Source organism: Micromonospora sp. DT44, from assembly GCF_049841635.1.
GTDB lineage: Bacteria > Actinomycetota > Actinomycetes > Mycobacteriales > Micromonosporaceae > Micromonospora.
Window position 1 is genome coordinate 1 of the sequence record NZ_JBNCKS010000009.1, and the last position, 16,679, is coordinate 16,679.

The following is a 16,679-nucleotide window of genomic DNA, read 5'->3' on the forward strand; positions in this document are numbered from 1 at the left end:
GTCGATTCTGACGTAGAGTGCGGTCGCGAGGGTGTCCAGATCGGTGTGCACGGGGCCTCCATGGTCTCGTTGCCTAGGCAACGCCGATCATGGACGCCCTCGCGTCTACTTGCGGTCCCACATCCCTTGGAATCGATCATCTAGGTTGTACGAGCGTCGTCTACTCCCCGGGAGGGCCCTCGTGCTCAAGCACTCGATCCGCTGGCTGGTCGGGCTGGGTGCCGTGGGCGCCGTGGTCGCCACATCCGCAGCCCCCGCCGTCGCCGCGGCCACCATCGAGCCGTACTTCCAGGACTCCACCCTGGCCGTCGGCTCGGAGAAGGTCAGAAGCCTGTTTCTGTACGCCGACGAGCCGGCGAACCTCGACGACGTCTCCGTGCGGTACGACTACCGCTCTCTCGCCAACAAAATCAGCCTCGCGCCGGCCGACCAGCAGGCGTGCACGACTCCGGAACCGGGCGTTCTCGTCTGCGCGGAGGAGTTCGGTGTCGCCCTCAATGAGCTACCGCCGCTCGGCAGCGGGATCTACCGCGGCGTTACCAAACGGGTGAAGATGGCCGCCACCGAGGAGGCGCAACTCGGCGACTCTGGCGACCTCGTGGTCAGCTTCGAGGCGGCCGGTGGGAAGCGGGGCAGCTACACCTCGCGGGTCCGCGTTGGCGAGGGCGTCGACCTGGCCGGCGGGCCGTTCACCGAACATTCCTCGAAGCCGGGCGGGAAGGTTTCGGTGCCGCTCGCCGTGTCCAACGTCGGCGACAAGACGATCACCGGATTCGTCGCGGTCTTCGACCTTCCCTATCCGATCCGGACCAAGGATCGGTTCAGCAACTGCGTCTACTCCGACGACCACCTGATCTCCTGCCAGTTTGACGAGGAGATCCCGGTGGGCGAAGGCCTCACCGGCACACTGAACCTCGAGCTCGCCAGGGATGCCTACGCCCCGACCAACCTCTCCGGCTATGCCCAGTTCATGACCGTTGCCGACTTCGAGGACCTGACCCGGGTGCGCGAAGCCGTCGGCGCTCGCGGAGGCGCGCGTGGCAGCGGTCCCAAGCTGACCCTGACCTCGGCACCCAGCAGGATGCGGCAGGCCGATCAGACCGACGTCGGCCCGGGCTACGACTACACCGGCTGGATCATCAAGGTCACCGGCAGGAACGGCACCGACCTCGCGGCGATCGGCGCCACGCTCAAGGGCAGGGCTGGCGCTGTCGTCACGGCCACCGTCGGTTTCCGGAACAACGGCCCGGCGACGCTCGACGCGACGAACGCCGACTGGGAGGCCGCCACCCACACGGACGTCGAGCTGCCGCCCGGCACCACCGCCGTCGAGGTTCCCGACAGTTGCTGGCTGCGCCAGGGCACCCGGACGTACCTGTGCGCCTCGGAGATGCTCCTGGTGGCGGGCGAGAGCTACACCGTGGAGTTCCGGCTGCGCATCGACAAGGTCATCCGCAACGCCACGGGCGCGGTGCGGGTCAACGCGTCGTGCGAATGTCCCGCCGGCGGAAGCTTCAAGGACGACATCAAGCCGGCCAACGACCGGGCCACGATCCTGGTCAACCCGGGCCAGATCGGCGGCAGCGGTGACGGTGGAGGCAGCGGTGGCGGTGGTTCGCTGCCCATCACCGGCACCCCCACGAGCCTGCTCGCAGGCCTCGGTGGCCTACTGCTCGCCGCCGGCCTCGGCGCTTATCTGCTCGCCCGACGTCGCAGCAGCCACTTCGTCGCCTGACCGGCACCCCGCTGCCGTTCGCTCCCTGGGCGGCGGGGTGCCGTCGCAGTCCACCGAGTCACCGGGCTTGGTCGATAAGCTTCGGGTGACGGGCCGCCCAGTCGCCGAGGCGGTCCTCCCGCAGCGCGGTCAGGAACTCCGGCGCGAGCTTCGGGTCGGTACGCAGGTAGCGGTTCTTCCCGCTCGGCCCGACGACCGGCAGGCCGATCCCGGCCGGCTCGACCGACCGCAGCGTGGGCACGAGCCGCATCAGCTCCAGCACGGCCGCCCGGTCGGGTGACACCACGAGGTCGGGGCCGACGGTGGCCAGCAGTCTGGCGAGGCGTACCGGATCGGTGAGCACGCCTTGGTCGGTGGTCTGGCGGACGAGACCGGCGGCGAAGAGCCGGGCGTTGCGGTCCCGGTCCTGGCTCCCCCCGGGCAGCGTGTAGCGCTGCCGGAGCAGGTCGATCGAAGCGGCACCGTCGAGACGTTGGCAGCCGGCCGGGAAGACCCGCCTCGTGTGGACGGAACGCACCTGGTCAGGCAGGCAGACCGGCACGCCGCCCACGGTGTCCGTCACCGTGCTCACGGCGCGGTACGTCAGCACCACGCCGGCATCCACCCGTACCCCGGTCAGCTCGGCCACCGTGCGCCGGGTCAACTCGTACCCCTTGGTCATTTCCGGCCGGGTCGATCCGACGCCGAGCGGGAACGCGGCGTTCAGCTTGTCGCTCTCGTGGCCGGGGACCGGCACCCTCAGATCGCGCGGCAACGACACCAGGTAGGGCCGACTGCGGTCGGCCGGGATGTGCACCAACAGCACCGCGTCGGCCCGCGGCGCCGGCGACCCGTCGCCGTCGATGCCGAGCAGCAGGATGTTCAGAGCGCCGGTTGGCACCGGCCGGGCGGACTCACCGAGCAGTTCGGCGGCCGGCGGCGGCCCCGCGCGCTCCGGAGTCAGCAGCGGCACGCCGATCCCCAGCACCCCGAGCAGGGCCAACGCCATGCCACCGGCCTGCCAGCGGCGACGCCGCCGGCGACGGCGGATGGTCAGGCGGTCGATCGCGGCGCGCAGCGGGCCGGTCGGCGGGGTCAGCGGCTCGTGCCGGGCGAAGGCGGCACGCAGGTCATCCTCGATCATGAGGGAACCTCCACGTACTCGGCCCGGAGCGTGGCAAGGGCCCGGGAGATGGACGAACGGACGGTCCCGACGGCACAGCCGAGGATGTCGGCGATCTCGGCGTCGGGCAGATCCTCGTAGTAGCGCAGCACGAGGGTGGCGCGCTGCCGGCGGGGCAGCCGGGACAGCCAGGTCCAGATCTGGTCCCGGTCCACGGCGGACTGGGCGTGGTCGGCGGACGCCGGGAGGGATTCGTCGGGCTCCCCGCGCAGCAGCACCCGACGCATCCACGAGCCGCGCTTCCAGTCGACGTACTGGTTGGTGAGCATGCGGCGCACGTACCGCTCGGGCGAGTCCGCGCGGGCGACCCGCCGCCAGTTCAGTTGGACCCGGACCATCGTCTCCTGCACCAGATCCTGTGCCTGGTGCGGATCACCGGTGAGCATCACCGCGTACCGCAGCAGCGGGGCAAGTCGCGTGTCCGCGAACTCCTCGTACGTCACTGCACCTCCCGGGGTCCTGCTTCAGATGACGGGAGCGGACGCGCTGAACATTGCGGTAGCGGTGATCAACCTTTCGGTTCGTCCTGCTCACCAGGCGGTGAGTAGGGGCGACGCCGAACCTTAGCGGTTCCTTAAGATCCACGGGCTGCACCTGAATCCCCCAACTGGAGGAATCCCCCTCATGCTCACGCACTCCACCCGGCGCTGGCTCGCCGGGCTGGGCGTCGCAGGCGCGTTCGTCGCCGCCTCCGCCAGCCCGGCCCTCGCCGCTCCGGCTGCCCAGTTCGACATGTACTTCGAGAACGTCACCGTCGCCGCAGACTCACCCGGCGTCGTGCGGTCGCCGTCGCTGTACAGCAGCGAGTCCACCGTTCTCAACGACGTCTCGGTCCGTTACGACTACCGCAGCCTCGGCGGCAAGGTGACCCTGGCTGGCGAGCGCGCGGACGACTGCGCGGCCGACGGTGAGGGCGTGTTGCTCTGCCATGAGCCCTTCCCCATCGCTGTCGATGAGGCCTTTGGCGGCTACCTGCGCGCGGTCGTCATCGCTCCGACCGACAAGGCAGCCCTGGGAGACTCCGGTGAGCTGAAGATCAGCCTTCGGGCCGGCGGCAAGGAGGTCGCGGGCTATACCTCTCGGATCCGGATCGCCGAAGGCGTCGACGTCGCGGGCGGCCCCGACGTCGAGGTGAAGGCGGCACCCGGTGGCGCGTTCGAGGCCCCGCTGTCGGTCTACAACGTCGGCAAGACCGAGGTCGACGGCCTGGTGGCCCTCTTCGACACCGACTACGGGATCCAGACCAAGGAGCGGTTCGACAACTGCTACTACGACGAGGACTACCTCATCGCCTGTGAGTTCGCCGAGTTGATTCCGGCGGGCGAGGGACGCAGCGCGACCTTCAACTACGAGCTCGCCAAGGACACGTACGCACCGGGTGAGCAGGAGAGCAACGTCCGCTGGGTGGTCCCGGGAGACTTCGAGACCCTCATCGGCGTGCGTAAGAAGGCCGGCGCCACGGAGGCCCGGCGCGGCACCGGAAAGACGCTGTCCCTGAAGGCGGTTCCCTCCAAGCAGCGGCGCGCCCTGCAGACCGACACTGAGCCCGACAACAACTGGAGCTCCCTGAATGTCCAGGTGACCGGCAAGAACGGGGCTGACCTGGAGGCCATCGGCGCCACGCTCACCGGCCAGAAGGGTGCCGTGCTGACCGTCCCGCTGGGCTTCAAGAACAACGGTCCGGCGACGCTGGACCACATCCGTAGCGGCGCCGACGTGACGTTCATCGACGTGACGGTCCCGAAGGGCATCACCGCCGTCGAGGTGCCGTTCGAGTGCGCCCCGCGTACCGGTGACGACGCCGAGTGGGCGGATGCGGGTACCCCGGGTGCCGCCGCCTACCGCTGCTACCCGGGTCCGTTCGCGCCGGCCGGCGAGGAGTTGACCGGCGAGTTCAAGTTCCGGATCGACAAGGTCGTCGCGGACGCTACCGGCTCGGTCAAGGTCAACGTGCCGTGCGAGTGCCAAGGCGGCTTCTACGAGGACCTGAAGCCCGCCAACGACACCGCGAAGATCCTGGTGAACGCGGGCGGCCAGGGTGGCGGTGACGGTGGAACGCTGCCGATCACCGGTCAGTCGACCGGCCTGCTCGCCGGCCTCGGCGCGCTGCTGCTCGCTGCGGGCGTCGGCGGCTACCTGGTGGCCAAGCGCCGCCGGACCCGCTTCGTCGCCTGATCCATCCCGGCAGTACCGGTGCCCCGTCGACCACGCTGGTCGGCGGGGCACCGTCGTATCCGGCAACCGGGTGGTGAGCACCGGTCCGGCGCGGCCCGGACTGCGGGCTTCGGTACCCTTTGTGGCCGTGGACACAGCTGAGAAGACCCGCGCTCTCACGGAGAGCGTCGCCCTGAACCCGCTCGATCCCAAGGACCTGTTGCAGACCTTCGGGCTGGTCGGCGTCTGGGTGATCCTCTTCGCCGAGACCGGCCTACTGGTGGGCTTCTTCTTCCCCGGCGACTCACTGCTGTTCCTCGCCGGTGTGGCCGCCTCGCCGGTGGCGGACGCCATCTTCGGCGACGGCACCCGGCTCTCGCTGGCCGGTCTGCTGATCGGGGGACCGATTTGCGCGATCGTCGGCGCGCAGTTGGGGCACTTGCTCGGTGCGCGGTACGGCCGACGGATGTTCGAGCGGCCCAACTCGCGGCTCTTCAAGAAGGAGTACGTGGAGAAGGCCGAGTACTACTTCCAGAAGTTCGGCCCGGCCAAGGCCGTGGTGCTGGCGCGTTTCATCCCGATCGTGCGGACGTTCCTCAACCCGGTCGCCGGGGCGCTGGGCATGCCGGCTCGGCAGTTCCTGCTGTGGAACATCGTCGGCGGGGTGCTCTGGGTGGACGGCATCCTTCTGATCGGCTACCTGCTGGCCGACCGGATCTACAAGACGATCGGCGACAAGATCGACCACTACATCCTGCCGGTGGTCGCACTGATCGTCCTGATCTCGGTGCTGCCGATCTTCTTCGAGTTCCTCCGCGACCGGCGGGCGCGCAAGCGTGGCGAGGCGGTCGCGGTCGTCGCGGCGGCCAGCGCCGCGGGCGCCGTCGACGCGGTGCGCGAGAAGTTCGACCACGACGAGCACCCGCACGACCGTCGCGGGCACGGTAACGAGCGCTGACCTGAGATACGACGACGGCCGGCCCCCTGGTGCGGGGGTCGGCCGTCGGCATGTCGGACCCGGCCTCCGGCGGTGCGGCCGGGGACGAGCAGGTATCAGCTACCGGTGGCGCCACCCCTGGTTCGCCACCGGACACCGCCCCGGGTACGAGACGGTGCGCAGCGCCTTACGTCAGCGGGCCTTCTTGGTGGCCCGCTTACGCGGCGGGGTCAGCAGGTCGGCGATCGTCGCGATCGCACTCGGGACCAGCCGGTAGTACGCCCAGACACCGCGCTTCTCCCGCTCCAGCAAGCCGGCCTCGGTGAGGATACGCAGGTGGTGACTGACCGTCGGCTGGGAGAGGCCGAGCGGCGCGGTCAGGTCACAGACGCACGCCTCGCCCTCGGGGGCCGACTGGATCAGGCTGAGCAGCCGCAACCGGGCGGGATCCGCAAGGGCCTTGAGGACCCCCGCGAGACGCTCGGCATCGGCACGTTCGATCGGCTCACCGGCAAGCGGCGAGATCTGAGGCATAGTCATTTCGGCCAACGCAGTTCCCACGTATTTCATCCTTCCACCAGCAGCATCGATCCGCCTGCATATCAGCAGATACGAATCGGCAGACTTTTACGCCACAAGGCCGAGGTCAGCCAACGTATAGGCCGCCCGGTACGGCAATCCGGCGGCTCGCACCGCGTCGCCGGCGCCTCGATCAACAATAACCGCCACGCCCACGACTTCGGCTCCGGCCTCGCGAAGAGCCTCGACGGCGGTCAACACACTTCCGCCCGTTGTGGACGTGTCCTCCACCGCCAACACCCGGCGGCCGGCCACCTCCGGTCCCTCGATCCGTCGCTGTAGACCGTGTGCCTTGCCCGCCTTGCGCACCACGAAGGCGTCCAAGGCGCGGCCGGTTCCTGCGGCGGCGTGCAGCATCGAGAGCGCGACAGGGTCCGCGCCCAGGGTGAGGCCACCGACCGCTTCGTACTCCCAGTCGGCGGTGAGGTCGAGCAGCGCCCGACCGACCAACGGAGCGGCCTGGTGATGGAGCGTGACGCGTCGCAGATCGACGTACCAGTCGGCCTCACGCCCCGATGACAACGTGACCCGTCCGTGGACCACAGCCAGGTCGGTAATGAATTTGCGCAGGTCGTCGTGGTCCCCCATGGCGATAGAGGTTACTGCGCGACTCTGAACGCCGTGTGGACGGGCCCGGCGAATCAGGGCGGTCAGACACCGATGACTGGCGATGCCTGACTACGCTCAGCGACCGGCTCGGTCGCGGTGCGCCAACCACCGACGGCGGCGTCTCCGGCGCGACGACGCGCCGGCGGCTCAGCGTTCCTCGCGACCGATCCGGCCGCGGGTGTCGCGGGAGACCACCTCCAGCAGCCGGCGCGGCGCGTGCCGCAGACCGGCGACGGCCACCTTGTACTTCCACGCCGGAACACTCACCAACTTGCCTTTGCGCAGGTCACGCAGGCCCTCTTCGACGACGTCCTCGGCTCGCAGCCACATCCAGTTCGGTGTTTTGGACATGTTGATGCCGGCCCGCTCGTGGAATTCGGTACGGGTGTAGCCGGGGCACAGAGCCATCACCCGGACACCGAAAGGGCGGGCTGACTGGCCCACGGACTCACTGAAATTGGTGACCCACGCCTTGCTGGCCGAGTAGGTCGATCCGGGCATCACCGCGCCGAACCCTGCAACTGAAGAGACATTTATCACTGCCCCGTCGCGCCGTTCGGTCATCGGACGGAGCGCCGCCAGTGTCAATCGCATGACGGCGTGCACATTGAGGCGGAGCAGCCGCGCCTCGTCCTCCGCTGTGGAGCGCAGGAACGGCTTGTTCAGGCTGATGCCGGCGTTGTTGACCAGGAGGTGAACGGGGCTGTCGGACGCCAGCCGCTGTTCGACGGTGGCGCAGCCGTCATCGGTGGACAGGTCCGCCGGCAGCGTCTGGACGTCGTGACCGTGTCGGGCGCCCAACTCCGTGGCCATCGCGGCCAGTCGATCCGCGTCCCGGGCGACCAGCACCAGGTGCCAGCCGTCGGCCGCCAGGCGCCGGGCGAACGCCGCGCCGATGCCGGCGGTGGCACCGGTGATCAGGGCCCGTCGCTCGGGGGTCGTGGATTCGAGCGTCACGGGCGGTCCTCACCTGGGCGGGTACGGGGGCGTGGCCGGCGCCTGCGGGGGTTGGTGCGACGCGGGCGGGAACACGGGCGGCGCGGTCGCTGCCGTGCGGCGGTGTCGACCGAACCAGGCGTTCGCCGCCGGCAGGGCCAGCAGCGCGGCTACCACAAGGTAACCGAGGGCCTGCCCGACGGAAAGCCCGGCATTGAGCGGAATCCACCAGGACGGGTACGCGTCCGCAATCAGGCCCAACAGCTCGGCGGTGGCCCGCTCGTCCGCCCCCAGCCGCAGCGGCGCGGCGCGTTCGCCGACGAGCACCGCCACGCTGCAACAGGCCGAGAGCAGGCCGAGCCCGCAGACCACCCAGGTGGCCACGCGTACGCCTCGCCGACCCGTCAACAGTCCGAGGGCCAGTCCGGCGAGCACGAGCGCGGACAGCCCGGCGACCACCGCGGTCAGCGCCGCCGACGCGCGCAGCAGGGCAACCAGGCCGTCGATCTGCTGCGGGCTGGCCGAGGTGTTCCGCGCCGCGGCGCGGAACGCGTCCACCGTCCGGCCCAGCACCGCCAGGTCGACGACGGCGTACGCGAGCGCGCCGACCGCCATCAGGAGCAGCACGGCCGTGGCCACCGGGACCACGGCGGGCCGGCGGGGCGGTGCCGGTTCGGGGTACGACACGACGGATCCCTCCGGTAGGCGTCGGGTTGCAACCTACTCGGAGGGATCGTCGGCGTCGTGCCTATCCGTGGATCAACTCGTCGACGGCGGGGTCGTGCCGGGGCGGTCCGTCGACGGCGTGTCGTCCGGACGGTCCGAGCTGGACGGGTTGGCCGGCGGGGCGGTCGGCTGCTCCGGCCCGGACGCCTGGCCGGGAGTCGACGGGTAGCCCGGCTGGCCGGACGCCTGCGGATAGCCCGGCTGGCCGGACGCCTGCGGATAGCCCGGGTAGCTGGCGCCCGGGGTCGGCGGCTCCCACGCGGCGGCGGGCTTGCGGAAGAACTCGTTGGACTTCGGCAGGGCCAGCAGGATCAGTGCCGCCAGCAGAGCGAGCAGGCTGACCACGCCGAGCAGGAGGCTGACCGGGGTGATCCAGGACGGCAGCGCCTCGTCGAGGCGGCGTCGGACCTCTTCGGGGCTCGGCATGTCGCCGCTGCCGCTCCCACCGGTGTTGAAACCGCCGGCCGCCCCGCTGAGCAGGGTGCCACCCGTGCAGCAGACCATGATGCCGCCGACGATCCAGGTGGTGATCCGGGCGCCGTTACGACCCTGGTTGTTGAAGATGGCCAGCACGCCCAGCACGACGGCCAGCAGGAGCACGAGGATCGCGCTGCCGAGGCCGAAGGCGAAGAAGAAGTCCGCGACCTGCTCCGCGCCGTCGGCGGAACTGCCCGCGTACGCCTCGCGGAGCACGTCCCGGGTCTTGCCGATGGTGGAGAGGGTGATGATGAGACTGATCACCTGGCACGCCAGGAACAGGTAGAGCAGGTAGCTGGAAATCGTCACGGTGGAGGGCCGTTGGCGGGTCGGCGTGCTCGGGGAGTCGACCACGATTCTCCTTTCCTAGATTGGGCCCACACCGTATCGGCAACCGGCCACTGCGGCATGCCGTGACGAAAACGGCGCGCCCGGCGAGGTCGCTCAGCGCGCGTCGTCGACGGGTCGGATCGTCAGGTCGGCCGGATCGAGCAGGTCACCGCGCGCGACCCGCCAGCCCTCTTCGCCGTACGCCTCGAAGGAGAGCCGGTCACGCCCACCCGACTCGTAGTCGTGGTAGCGCATCGTCCCCGCCGCCGGCAGGCCGGTCTCCCCGGTGGAGGTGTAGCGCGCCTGCCCGGTCTCGCTCCAGGTGTACCGCCGCCCGCCGAGGTCGATCTGCGGGGCACCGGGGGTGACGGTCGCGCCGGGCTCGGCGGTCCAGAGCACGAGCTCCAGCTCGGGACCACCGTCACCCTCCACGGAGAGCCGGTGCGGCGTGCCGGAGGCGTCGTCGAGGAGGTGCTGCACCCACGTCCAGCCACCCTCGACCAGTCGGATGGTGCCGCTCACGACGTACTCCCTCTGGCGGATCCGCACGCGGTCACCCGGGGCCAGCCGGCGGGTCGGCGGGAGGCCGGTGGGCCGGGCCGCGGCCCGGCGCCGGGCGCGCACGACGGCCACGAGCACGACCGTCATGAGTACGACTACGGCCCCCACCAGGGACGCCAGCGACCCGTCCACCCGACCACCTCCCCAGGTACGTCGGCGCAGACGGTAACAACCTGGCGCACCGAAATGAGTCGCGTCGTGACCGAAAGCTCAACTAGCACGGCGGGCCACTGGAACGGGCCCTGGACGAGTGGAGGTGTGCGGCGATTGTCAGGCCGCCGCGAGTCGCTGCGTGGCGTAGTCGCCGAGGGTGGAGCGACCCATGACGCAGCCGACGAAGGTGGTGAACTCGGTGGAGTCGCCGCGCAGCGACGTCCAGGTGTCCTGGGCGGCCGCCGGGTCGGCTCGTTCCAGCAGCGTCGCCGCGTACGCGCGGCCGGCGGGCGAGCCCTCGGCCAGGAGATGGTCGAGTTGCCGGCGTACCTCCTCGGGGTGCTCGTCGAGTGCTGCCTCGACGCGGTGGTACGCCTCGGTCACCGGCAGCACCTCACCGGCGAACCCGACACCGCCGAAGGCCAGCGTGTCGGCGGTCGTCAACTCGTCGACCGCCGCCCGAAGGTCCCGCTCCCACCTACTCATCCCGAACATGCCCCACTCCTTTCCCCGCTGGCCCGCCTCTCACCCTGTTGATCGAGAGGTTTGCGTCATGAGAAGACGTCCCGATGACGCAAACCTCTTGATCGCGGGGCTCAGGCGGGGGTGACCGTCAGAGAGGTGGGGGTGTCCAGGTCGACCTTGACCGTGTTGCCGTCTCGGATGGTTCCGCTCAGCAAGGCTTTGGCCAACTGGTCGCCGATGGCGGTCTGCACCAGGCGGCGCAGCGGTCGGGCGCCGTAGATCGGGTCGTAGCCGTGCTCGGCGAGCCAGCCCCGCGCCGCCTCGGTGATCTCCAGGCCGAGTCGCCGGTCGGCCAGACGGCGTCGCATCCGGTCGAGCTGGATGTCCACGATGGAGCGCAGATCGTCCCCGCGCAACGCCGCGAACACCACGATGTCGTCGAGCCGGTTGAGAAACTCGGGCTTGAAGTGCGACCGGACGACGGCGAGGACGCCTTCGCGGCGCTGCTCCTCGGCCAGCGTCAGGTCGCTGATCACCGACGACCCGAGGTTGGAGGTGAGGATCAGGATGGCGTTGCGGAAGTCCACCGTCCGGCCCTGGCCATCGGTGAGCCGACCGTCGTCCAGCACCTGGAGCAGCACGTCGAAGACGTCCGGGTGCGCCTTCTCCACCTCGTCGAGCAGGATCACCGAGTACGGCCGGCGGCGGACGGCCTCGGTGAGCTGGCCGCCCTCCTCGTAGCCGACGTAGCCGGGCGGGGCGCCGACGAGGCGGGCGACGGTGTGTTTCTCGCCGTACTCGCTCATGTCGATACGGACCATCGCCCGCTCGTCGTCGAAGAGGAACTCGGCGAGCGCCTTGGCCAGCTCGGTCTTGCCGACGCCGGTCGGGCCGAGGAAGAGGAAGCTGCCCGTCGGGCGGTCCGGGTCGGCGACACCGGCCCGGGCCCGGCGTACGGCGTCGGAGACCGCGCCGACGGCCTCGGCCTGGCCGACCACCCGGCTGCCGAGCGACTCCTCCATCCGCAGCAGCTTGGCCGTCTCGCCCTCCAGCAGGCGGCCCGCCGGGATGCCCGTCCAGGCGGCGACGACCGCGGCGATGTCGTCCGAGCCGACCTCCTCCTTGAGCATCGCGCCGTCGGCCTGGAGCCGGGCCAGCTCCTCCTCGGCCTGCGTCAGCTCGACCTTGAGGGCCGGGATACGGCCGTACCGCAGCTCGGCGGCGCGCTCCAGCTCGCCGTCGCGCTCGGCCCGCTCGGCCTCGCCGCCCAGGCGCTCCAACTCCTCCTTGGCGGTGGAGAGCTTGGTGATGTGGCTCTTCTCGGTCTGCCAGCGCTCGGAGAGCACGGTGAGCTGCTCGCGCTTGTCGGCCAACTCCTGGCGCAACCGGGCCAGCCGCTCGGCGGAGGCGGCGTCGGGCTCCTTGGCCAACGCCATCTCCTCGATCTCCAGCCGGCGCACGGCCCGCTCGATCTCGTCCACCTCGACCGGCCGGGAGTCGATCTCCATCCGGAGCCGGGACGCGGACTCGTCGACCAGGTCGATCGCCTTGTCCGGCAGGAACCGATCGGTGATGTACCGGTCGGAGAGCGTGGCGGCGGCGACCAGCGCGGCGTCGGTGATCCGTACGCCGTGGTGCACCTCGTAGCGCTCCTTGAGCCCGCGCAGGATGCCGATCGTGTCCTCGATCGTCGGCTCGCCGACCAGCACCGGCTGGAAGCGCCGCTCCAACGCCGGGTCCTTCTCGATGTGCTCGCGGTACTCGTCAAGCGTGGTGGCGCCGACCATCCGCAGCTCACCACGGGCCAGCATCGGCTTGAGCATGTTGCCGGCGTCCATCGAGCCCTCGCCCTTGCCGGCGCCGACGACGGTGTGCAGCTCGTCGAGGAACGTGATGACCTGCCCGTTGGAGTTCTTGATCTCCTCCAGGACGGACTTCAGCCGCTCCTCGAACTGGCCCCGGTACTGCGCCCCGGCGACCATCGCGCCGAGATCCAGCGAGACCAGCTTCTTGTCGCGCAGCGACTCCGGCACGTCGCCGGCCACGATCCGCTGGGCGAGACCCTCGACGATGGCCGTCTTGCCGACGCCGGGCTCGCCGATCAGCACGGGGTTGTTCTTCGTACGCCGGGAGAGCACCTGGATGACCCGGCGGATCTCGGAGTCCCGGCCGATGACCGGGTCGATCTTGCCGTCGCGGGCGCTGGCGGTGAGGTCGACGCCGTACTTGCTGAGCGCCTGGTAGGTCTGCTCGGGGTCGGCGGTGGTGACCCGCCGGTCCCCGCCCCGAACGGTCGGGAAGGCCGCGATCAGGGCCTCCTCGGTGGCACCGGCCGACTTGAGCGCGGCCGACACGGCACCGCCCACGCGGGCCAGACCGGCGAGCAGGTGCTCGGTGGAGGTGTATTCGTCACCCAGCGGGCGGGCGATCTGCTCGGCGGCCCCGATGGCGTTGACGAACTCGCGGGCCAGGGTGGGCTCGGCGATGCTGGAGCCCCGCGCGGCCGGCAGGGCGTCGACCGCACGCTCGGTGGCCCGGCGCAGCTCGGCGGGGTCGGCCCCGACGGCGCGCAGCAGACCGGCGGCGGTTGAGCCTTCGGTGTCGAGCAGGGACAGCAGCAGGTGCCAGGGCTCCACGGTGGCGTGGCCACGCTGGTTGGCCAGGGAGACGGCGCCGGTGATGGTCTCGCGGCTCTTGGTGGTGAGTTTCTCGGTGTTCATGGGCTCCCCCGGATCGGCGTTGTCCATTGTCTTGGACGCAACCAAAGTTGAGCGTATTCCACTCAACCTTAGCGTGTGACGCCCATCACTCGCGGTGTCGCCACCGCCAGTCGAACTCCCCGGCGGCCGGCGCCGGGCCGGGCAGCTCGCCCGCCTCCGGCACCGTCGAGAGGCCACCCAGCAGCACCGCGAGCTGCCGGCGGCGCAGCTCACGGGTGCGCTCCACGTCGGGTACGCGCACGGCCGCGCACCCCTCCAACACCAGCCCCAGATCCTGTACGACCACGTCGGCGCGCAGCCGCCCACTGGCGTGCGCCCGCTCGACGAGCACCGAGGCCAGCTCGCCCGCGCGTACCGCGTCCCGACCCATCTCCTCAGTCGGCGTGAAGGTGCCGGCCAGGTGGACGGTGAGCGAGTGCACGTCGGCGTCGACCACCCGGGCCAGGAACCCGGCGAACGCCGCCCAGTCGTCCGGCTCGGCGAGCGCCTCCTCGGCCACGGCGATGTAGCGGCGCAGCCCGTCGTGGCAGAGCTGGCGCAGCAGGGCCTCCTTGCCCGCGTACCGCCGGTAGAGCGCGCTGATCCCGACGCCGGCGCGGTCCGCGACGGCGGCGATCGGGGCCTTCGGGTCGTCGAGGAAGACGGCACGGGCGGCTTCGAGGATCACCTCGTCGTTGCGGGCGGCCTGGGCGCGGCGGCCGGCCAGGGGCTTCGGGGAGGTCGTCGGCATGACCTGAGACTAACACTGGAACGGATCGTTCCGGTCTGTTATCGTGATTGCAGAACGAAACATTCCGTTCCGAAGGAGCCTGAGATGACCGGCACCGCGATCCGCCCGTTCCGCGCCGAGATCCCGCAGACCGCCCTCGACGACCTGGCCGCCCGCCTGGGCCGCACGATCTGGCCCGCCGAGCTGCCCGGTGTCGGCGACGCGTACGGGATGAGCGGCGACCGGGTCCGCGCGCTCGCCAACCGCTGGCGCGACGGGTTCGACTGGCGAACGGTCGAGGCTCGGCTCAACGCCCACCCGCAGTTCGTCACCGAGATCGACGGCGAGCAGATCCACTTCCTGCACGTCCGGTCGTCCCGGCCGGACGCCACCGCCCTGGTGCTCACCCACGGCTGGCCGGGCTCGGTGCTCGAATACCTGGACGTCATCGGCCCGCTCACCGAGCCGAGCGACCCGGCCGCGCCGGCCTTCCACCTGGTCATCCCGTCGCTGCCGGGTTACGGCTTCTCCGGGCCCACGCGCAGCGCCGGTTGGAACCGGCACCGCACGGCCCGCGCCTGGGCCGAGCTGATGAACCGCCTGGGGTACGACAGCTACGGCGCGGTCGGCAACGACGCCGGCTCGATGATCTCGCCCGAGCTGGGCCGGATCGACCGCAAACACGTGCTCGGCGTACACGTCACCCAACTCTTCTCGTTCCCCGCCGGCGACCCGGCCGAGTTCACCGACCTCTCCGAGGCGGACCGGGCGGCGCTGGGGCACCTCCAGTGGTTCTACGAGAACAAGTTCTCCTTCAACCAGGTGCACAGCCAGCAGCCGCAGACCCTGGCGTACGCGCTGGCCGACTCGCCCATCGGGCTGCTGGCCTGGAACGCGCAACTCTTCGACGAGAGCCTGGACGTCGACTTCGTCCTGGCCAACGTGGCCCTCTACTGGTTCACCGGTACGGCCGCCCCGGCGATCCGCTTCTACTGGGAGGACGCCCACGCCGACGAGCAGCCGGCCGAGCCGACCACGGCGCCCACCGCGGTGGCCATGTTCCCCGGCGACTTCCAGTCCATCCGCCGCTTCGCCGATCGCGACCACGCGAACATCGTCCGCTGGACGGCCTACGGGACGGATGTCGAGGGGCGCGGTGACGTCGGCGGCCACTACGCCGCCCACCAGGCGACCAACGTCCTGGTCGACGACATCCGCGAGTTCTTCGCCAGCCTCCGCTGACCTCGCTCGACCTTGATCGACTCGGCTTTCAGGAAGTCGGGCTGTCCGGACCGCCGGGACACCGCGACATCACGGAAGTCGAGTCGATCAAGGTCGGCGTCAGGCGTTGTCGAGGATGATCTTCGTCCAGCGACGCTCGGCCACCCTGCCGACGCCGAGCAGAATCCCGCCGTCCCCACCGACGGCCACGATGGTGCCGTCGGTCAGCACGGACAGGCTGTGGTCGGGGCCGATCGGCCAGGGCAACCCGGTGTAGCGGCCGTCCTCCCCGACAGCCCCAGCGCCCGCCGGGCCGGTCACCGCGAGCAGCCCGCCGCCGATCGGTGCGACGGATTGGATCTGTGGCGGAGCGCCGTCGACGCGGATCGGATCCCACCCTCGGCGCAGTCGCCAGAGCGCCGGGAAGGATCTGCGGTCCGGCCGCTCCCCGACCAGCCAGGCCGTCCCGTCCCGCTCGAACACCACGTGCAGGGCAGCGATCTGCCCGTCGGGTGCCGGCACCGGGGTCTGCTGCCAGCTCCGCCCCCGGTCGAATGAGGCAGCCGCGTACCGCTTCCCGTCCTTCTCCCCGGTCGCGACCACCAGCGGCCCGTCGCCCGCGTCGACCGCGTTCAATCCGGGTACGCCGGGCCGCGCGGCCAGCGGGCGCAGCCGTTCGCCGTCCCACTCGCCGATCTGATCACTGGCCTCGATCACCTGAAATCGACTTCGGGCACCGACCCACTGCGGCGGCGGCCCGTTCAGCGCGTACGTGAACGAGGTGCCACCGTCGGTCGAGGTCCACCAGCCGTGCGGCTCACCCCACAGCGTCAGAACCCCCGGCGCGGCGTAGAGCTGGTGGTTCTCCGCCGCCGGGTGGGGATGTCGCAACTCCCGCCAGGACCGTCCGCCGTCAAGGGTGGTGAACAGTCGCGCCGGACAGTCGTCGCCGGGCGGCGGCTCGCCGCAGTTGGCGAAGAGGGCGTAGCCGTGCTCGGCGTCGACGAACTCGACGTACGGCGGGTCGTACCGCTGGGGAACGGCGACCCGGACGCGGCGCTCCTGCGCGACGGCGGCCGTTGGAGACGGCGCGGTGGTCGCCCGGGACGACGCGGTCGGCGATTTACGGCGGACATCGCCGATCGAACACCCAGCCAACAGAGGTACGAGCAGCAGCATCCCTGCCCGACTCGACATCCGTCCGA

The 16,679-nt window shown here is 70.6% G+C and carries 16 protein-coding genes; 4 read left to right on the forward strand and 12 right to left on the reverse strand.

Annotated elements, in window-relative coordinates; translation table 11 throughout:
* Nucleotides 1-181: 181 nt before the first annotated feature.
* Nucleotides 182-1,735: an LPXTG cell wall anchor domain-containing protein gene (locus tag ACLQ25_RS07160; RefSeq protein ID WP_425730105.1), complete on the forward strand. Its 1,554-nt coding sequence runs from the start codon at nt 182-184 to the stop codon at nt 1,733-1,735.
* A 58-nt stretch (nt 1,736-1,793) separates the two neighbouring features.
* On the opposite strand, the gene ACLQ25_RS07165 is transcribed toward ACLQ25_RS07160, so the two are convergent.
* Nucleotides 1,794-2,858 (reverse strand): LCP family protein, encoded by a 1,065-nt coding sequence (locus ACLQ25_RS07165; RefSeq protein WP_425730106.1) that lies wholly within the window; start codon nt 2,856-2,858, stop codon nt 1,794-1,796.
* Nucleotides 2,855-3,340, reverse strand: coding sequence for a SigE family RNA polymerase sigma factor (locus ACLQ25_RS07170; RefSeq protein ID WP_357129616.1), 486 nt, complete (start codon nt 3,338-3,340; stop codon nt 2,855-2,857). The genes ACLQ25_RS07165 and ACLQ25_RS07170 overlap by 4 nt, the downstream gene beginning before the upstream one ends.
* A gap of 181 nt (nt 3,341-3,521) precedes the next feature.
* On the opposite strand from ACLQ25_RS07170, the gene ACLQ25_RS07175 reads away from it, so the two are divergent.
* Both ACLQ25_RS07175 and ACLQ25_RS07180 read left to right on the forward strand, forming a co-directional pair.
* Nucleotides 3,522-5,072, forward strand: coding sequence for an LPXTG cell wall anchor domain-containing protein (locus ACLQ25_RS07175; RefSeq protein WP_425730107.1), 1,551 nt, complete (start codon nt 3,522-3,524; stop codon nt 5,070-5,072).
* A 121-nt stretch (nt 5,073-5,193) separates the two neighbouring features.
* Nucleotides 5,194-6,009: a DedA family protein gene (locus ACLQ25_RS07180; RefSeq protein ID WP_425730108.1), complete on the forward strand. Its 816-nt coding sequence runs from the start codon at nt 5,194-5,196 to the stop codon at nt 6,007-6,009.
* Nucleotides 6,010-6,180: 171 nt separating this feature from the next.
* Here ACLQ25_RS07180 and ACLQ25_RS07185 read toward each other — a convergent pair whose 3' ends face one another.
* From ACLQ25_RS07185 to ACLQ25_RS07225, 9 genes are all read right to left on the reverse strand, one after another.
* Nucleotides 6,181-6,558: an ArsR/SmtB family transcription factor gene (locus tag ACLQ25_RS07185; RefSeq protein WP_425730109.1), complete on the reverse strand. Its 378-nt coding sequence runs from the start codon at nt 6,556-6,558 to the stop codon at nt 6,181-6,183.
* A 57-nt stretch (nt 6,559-6,615) separates the two neighbouring features.
* Entirely contained in the window at nt 6,616-7,155 is a 540-nt protein-coding gene (gene pyrE, locus ACLQ25_RS07190; RefSeq protein WP_425730110.1) for an orotate phosphoribosyltransferase, read from the reverse strand.
* Between the two features lie 168 nt (nt 7,156-7,323).
* Nucleotides 7,324-8,133 (reverse strand): SDR family NAD(P)-dependent oxidoreductase, encoded by an 810-nt coding sequence (locus ACLQ25_RS07195; RefSeq protein WP_425730111.1) that lies wholly within the window; start codon nt 8,131-8,133, stop codon nt 7,324-7,326.
* Between the two features lie 9 nt (nt 8,134-8,142).
* On the reverse strand, nt 8,143-8,799 hold the full coding sequence (locus ACLQ25_RS07200) for a hypothetical protein (protein WP_425730112.1): 657 nt from the start codon (nt 8,797-8,799) through the stop codon (nt 8,143-8,145).
* A gap of 72 nt (nt 8,800-8,871) precedes the next feature.
* The gene (locus tag ACLQ25_RS07205) at nt 8,872-9,669 is read right to left on the reverse strand and encodes a hypothetical protein (protein ID WP_425730113.1); all 798 of its coding nucleotides are present in this window, start codon (nt 9,667-9,669) and stop codon (nt 8,872-8,874) included.
* 90 nt (nt 9,670-9,759) lie between these two features.
* Nucleotides 9,760-10,338 (reverse strand): DUF4178 domain-containing protein, encoded by a 579-nt coding sequence (locus ACLQ25_RS07210; protein WP_425730114.1) that lies wholly within the window; start codon nt 10,336-10,338, stop codon nt 9,760-9,762.
* 138 nt (nt 10,339-10,476) lie between these two features.
* Entirely contained in the window at nt 10,477-10,854 is a 378-nt protein-coding gene (locus ACLQ25_RS07215; protein ID WP_425730115.1) for a hypothetical protein, read from the reverse strand.
* A 101-nt stretch (nt 10,855-10,955) separates the two neighbouring features.
* Nucleotides 10,956-13,544 carry an ATP-dependent chaperone ClpB gene (gene clpB, locus ACLQ25_RS07220; protein ID WP_425730116.1) on the reverse strand — a complete coding sequence of 863 codons (2,589 nt, stop codon included), beginning with the start codon at nt 13,542-13,544 and terminating at the stop codon, nt 10,956-10,958.
* An 85-nt stretch (nt 13,545-13,629) separates the two neighbouring features.
* Nucleotides 13,630-14,274: a TetR/AcrR family transcriptional regulator gene (locus ACLQ25_RS07225; protein ID WP_425730117.1), complete on the reverse strand. Its 645-nt coding sequence runs from the start codon at nt 14,272-14,274 to the stop codon at nt 13,630-13,632.
* Between the two features lie 84 nt (nt 14,275-14,358).
* On the opposite strand from ACLQ25_RS07225, the gene ACLQ25_RS07230 reads away from it, so the two are divergent.
* Nucleotides 14,359-15,495: an epoxide hydrolase family protein gene (locus tag ACLQ25_RS07230; RefSeq protein ID WP_425730118.1), complete on the forward strand. Its 1,137-nt coding sequence runs from the start codon at nt 14,359-14,361 to the stop codon at nt 15,493-15,495.
* A gap of 99 nt (nt 15,496-15,594) precedes the next feature.
* Here ACLQ25_RS07230 and ACLQ25_RS07235 read toward each other — a convergent pair whose 3' ends face one another.
* Entirely contained in the window at nt 15,595-16,671 is a 1,077-nt protein-coding gene (locus ACLQ25_RS07235; protein ID WP_425730119.1) for a hypothetical protein, read from the reverse strand.
* Nucleotides 16,672-16,679 lie beyond the last annotated feature (8 nt).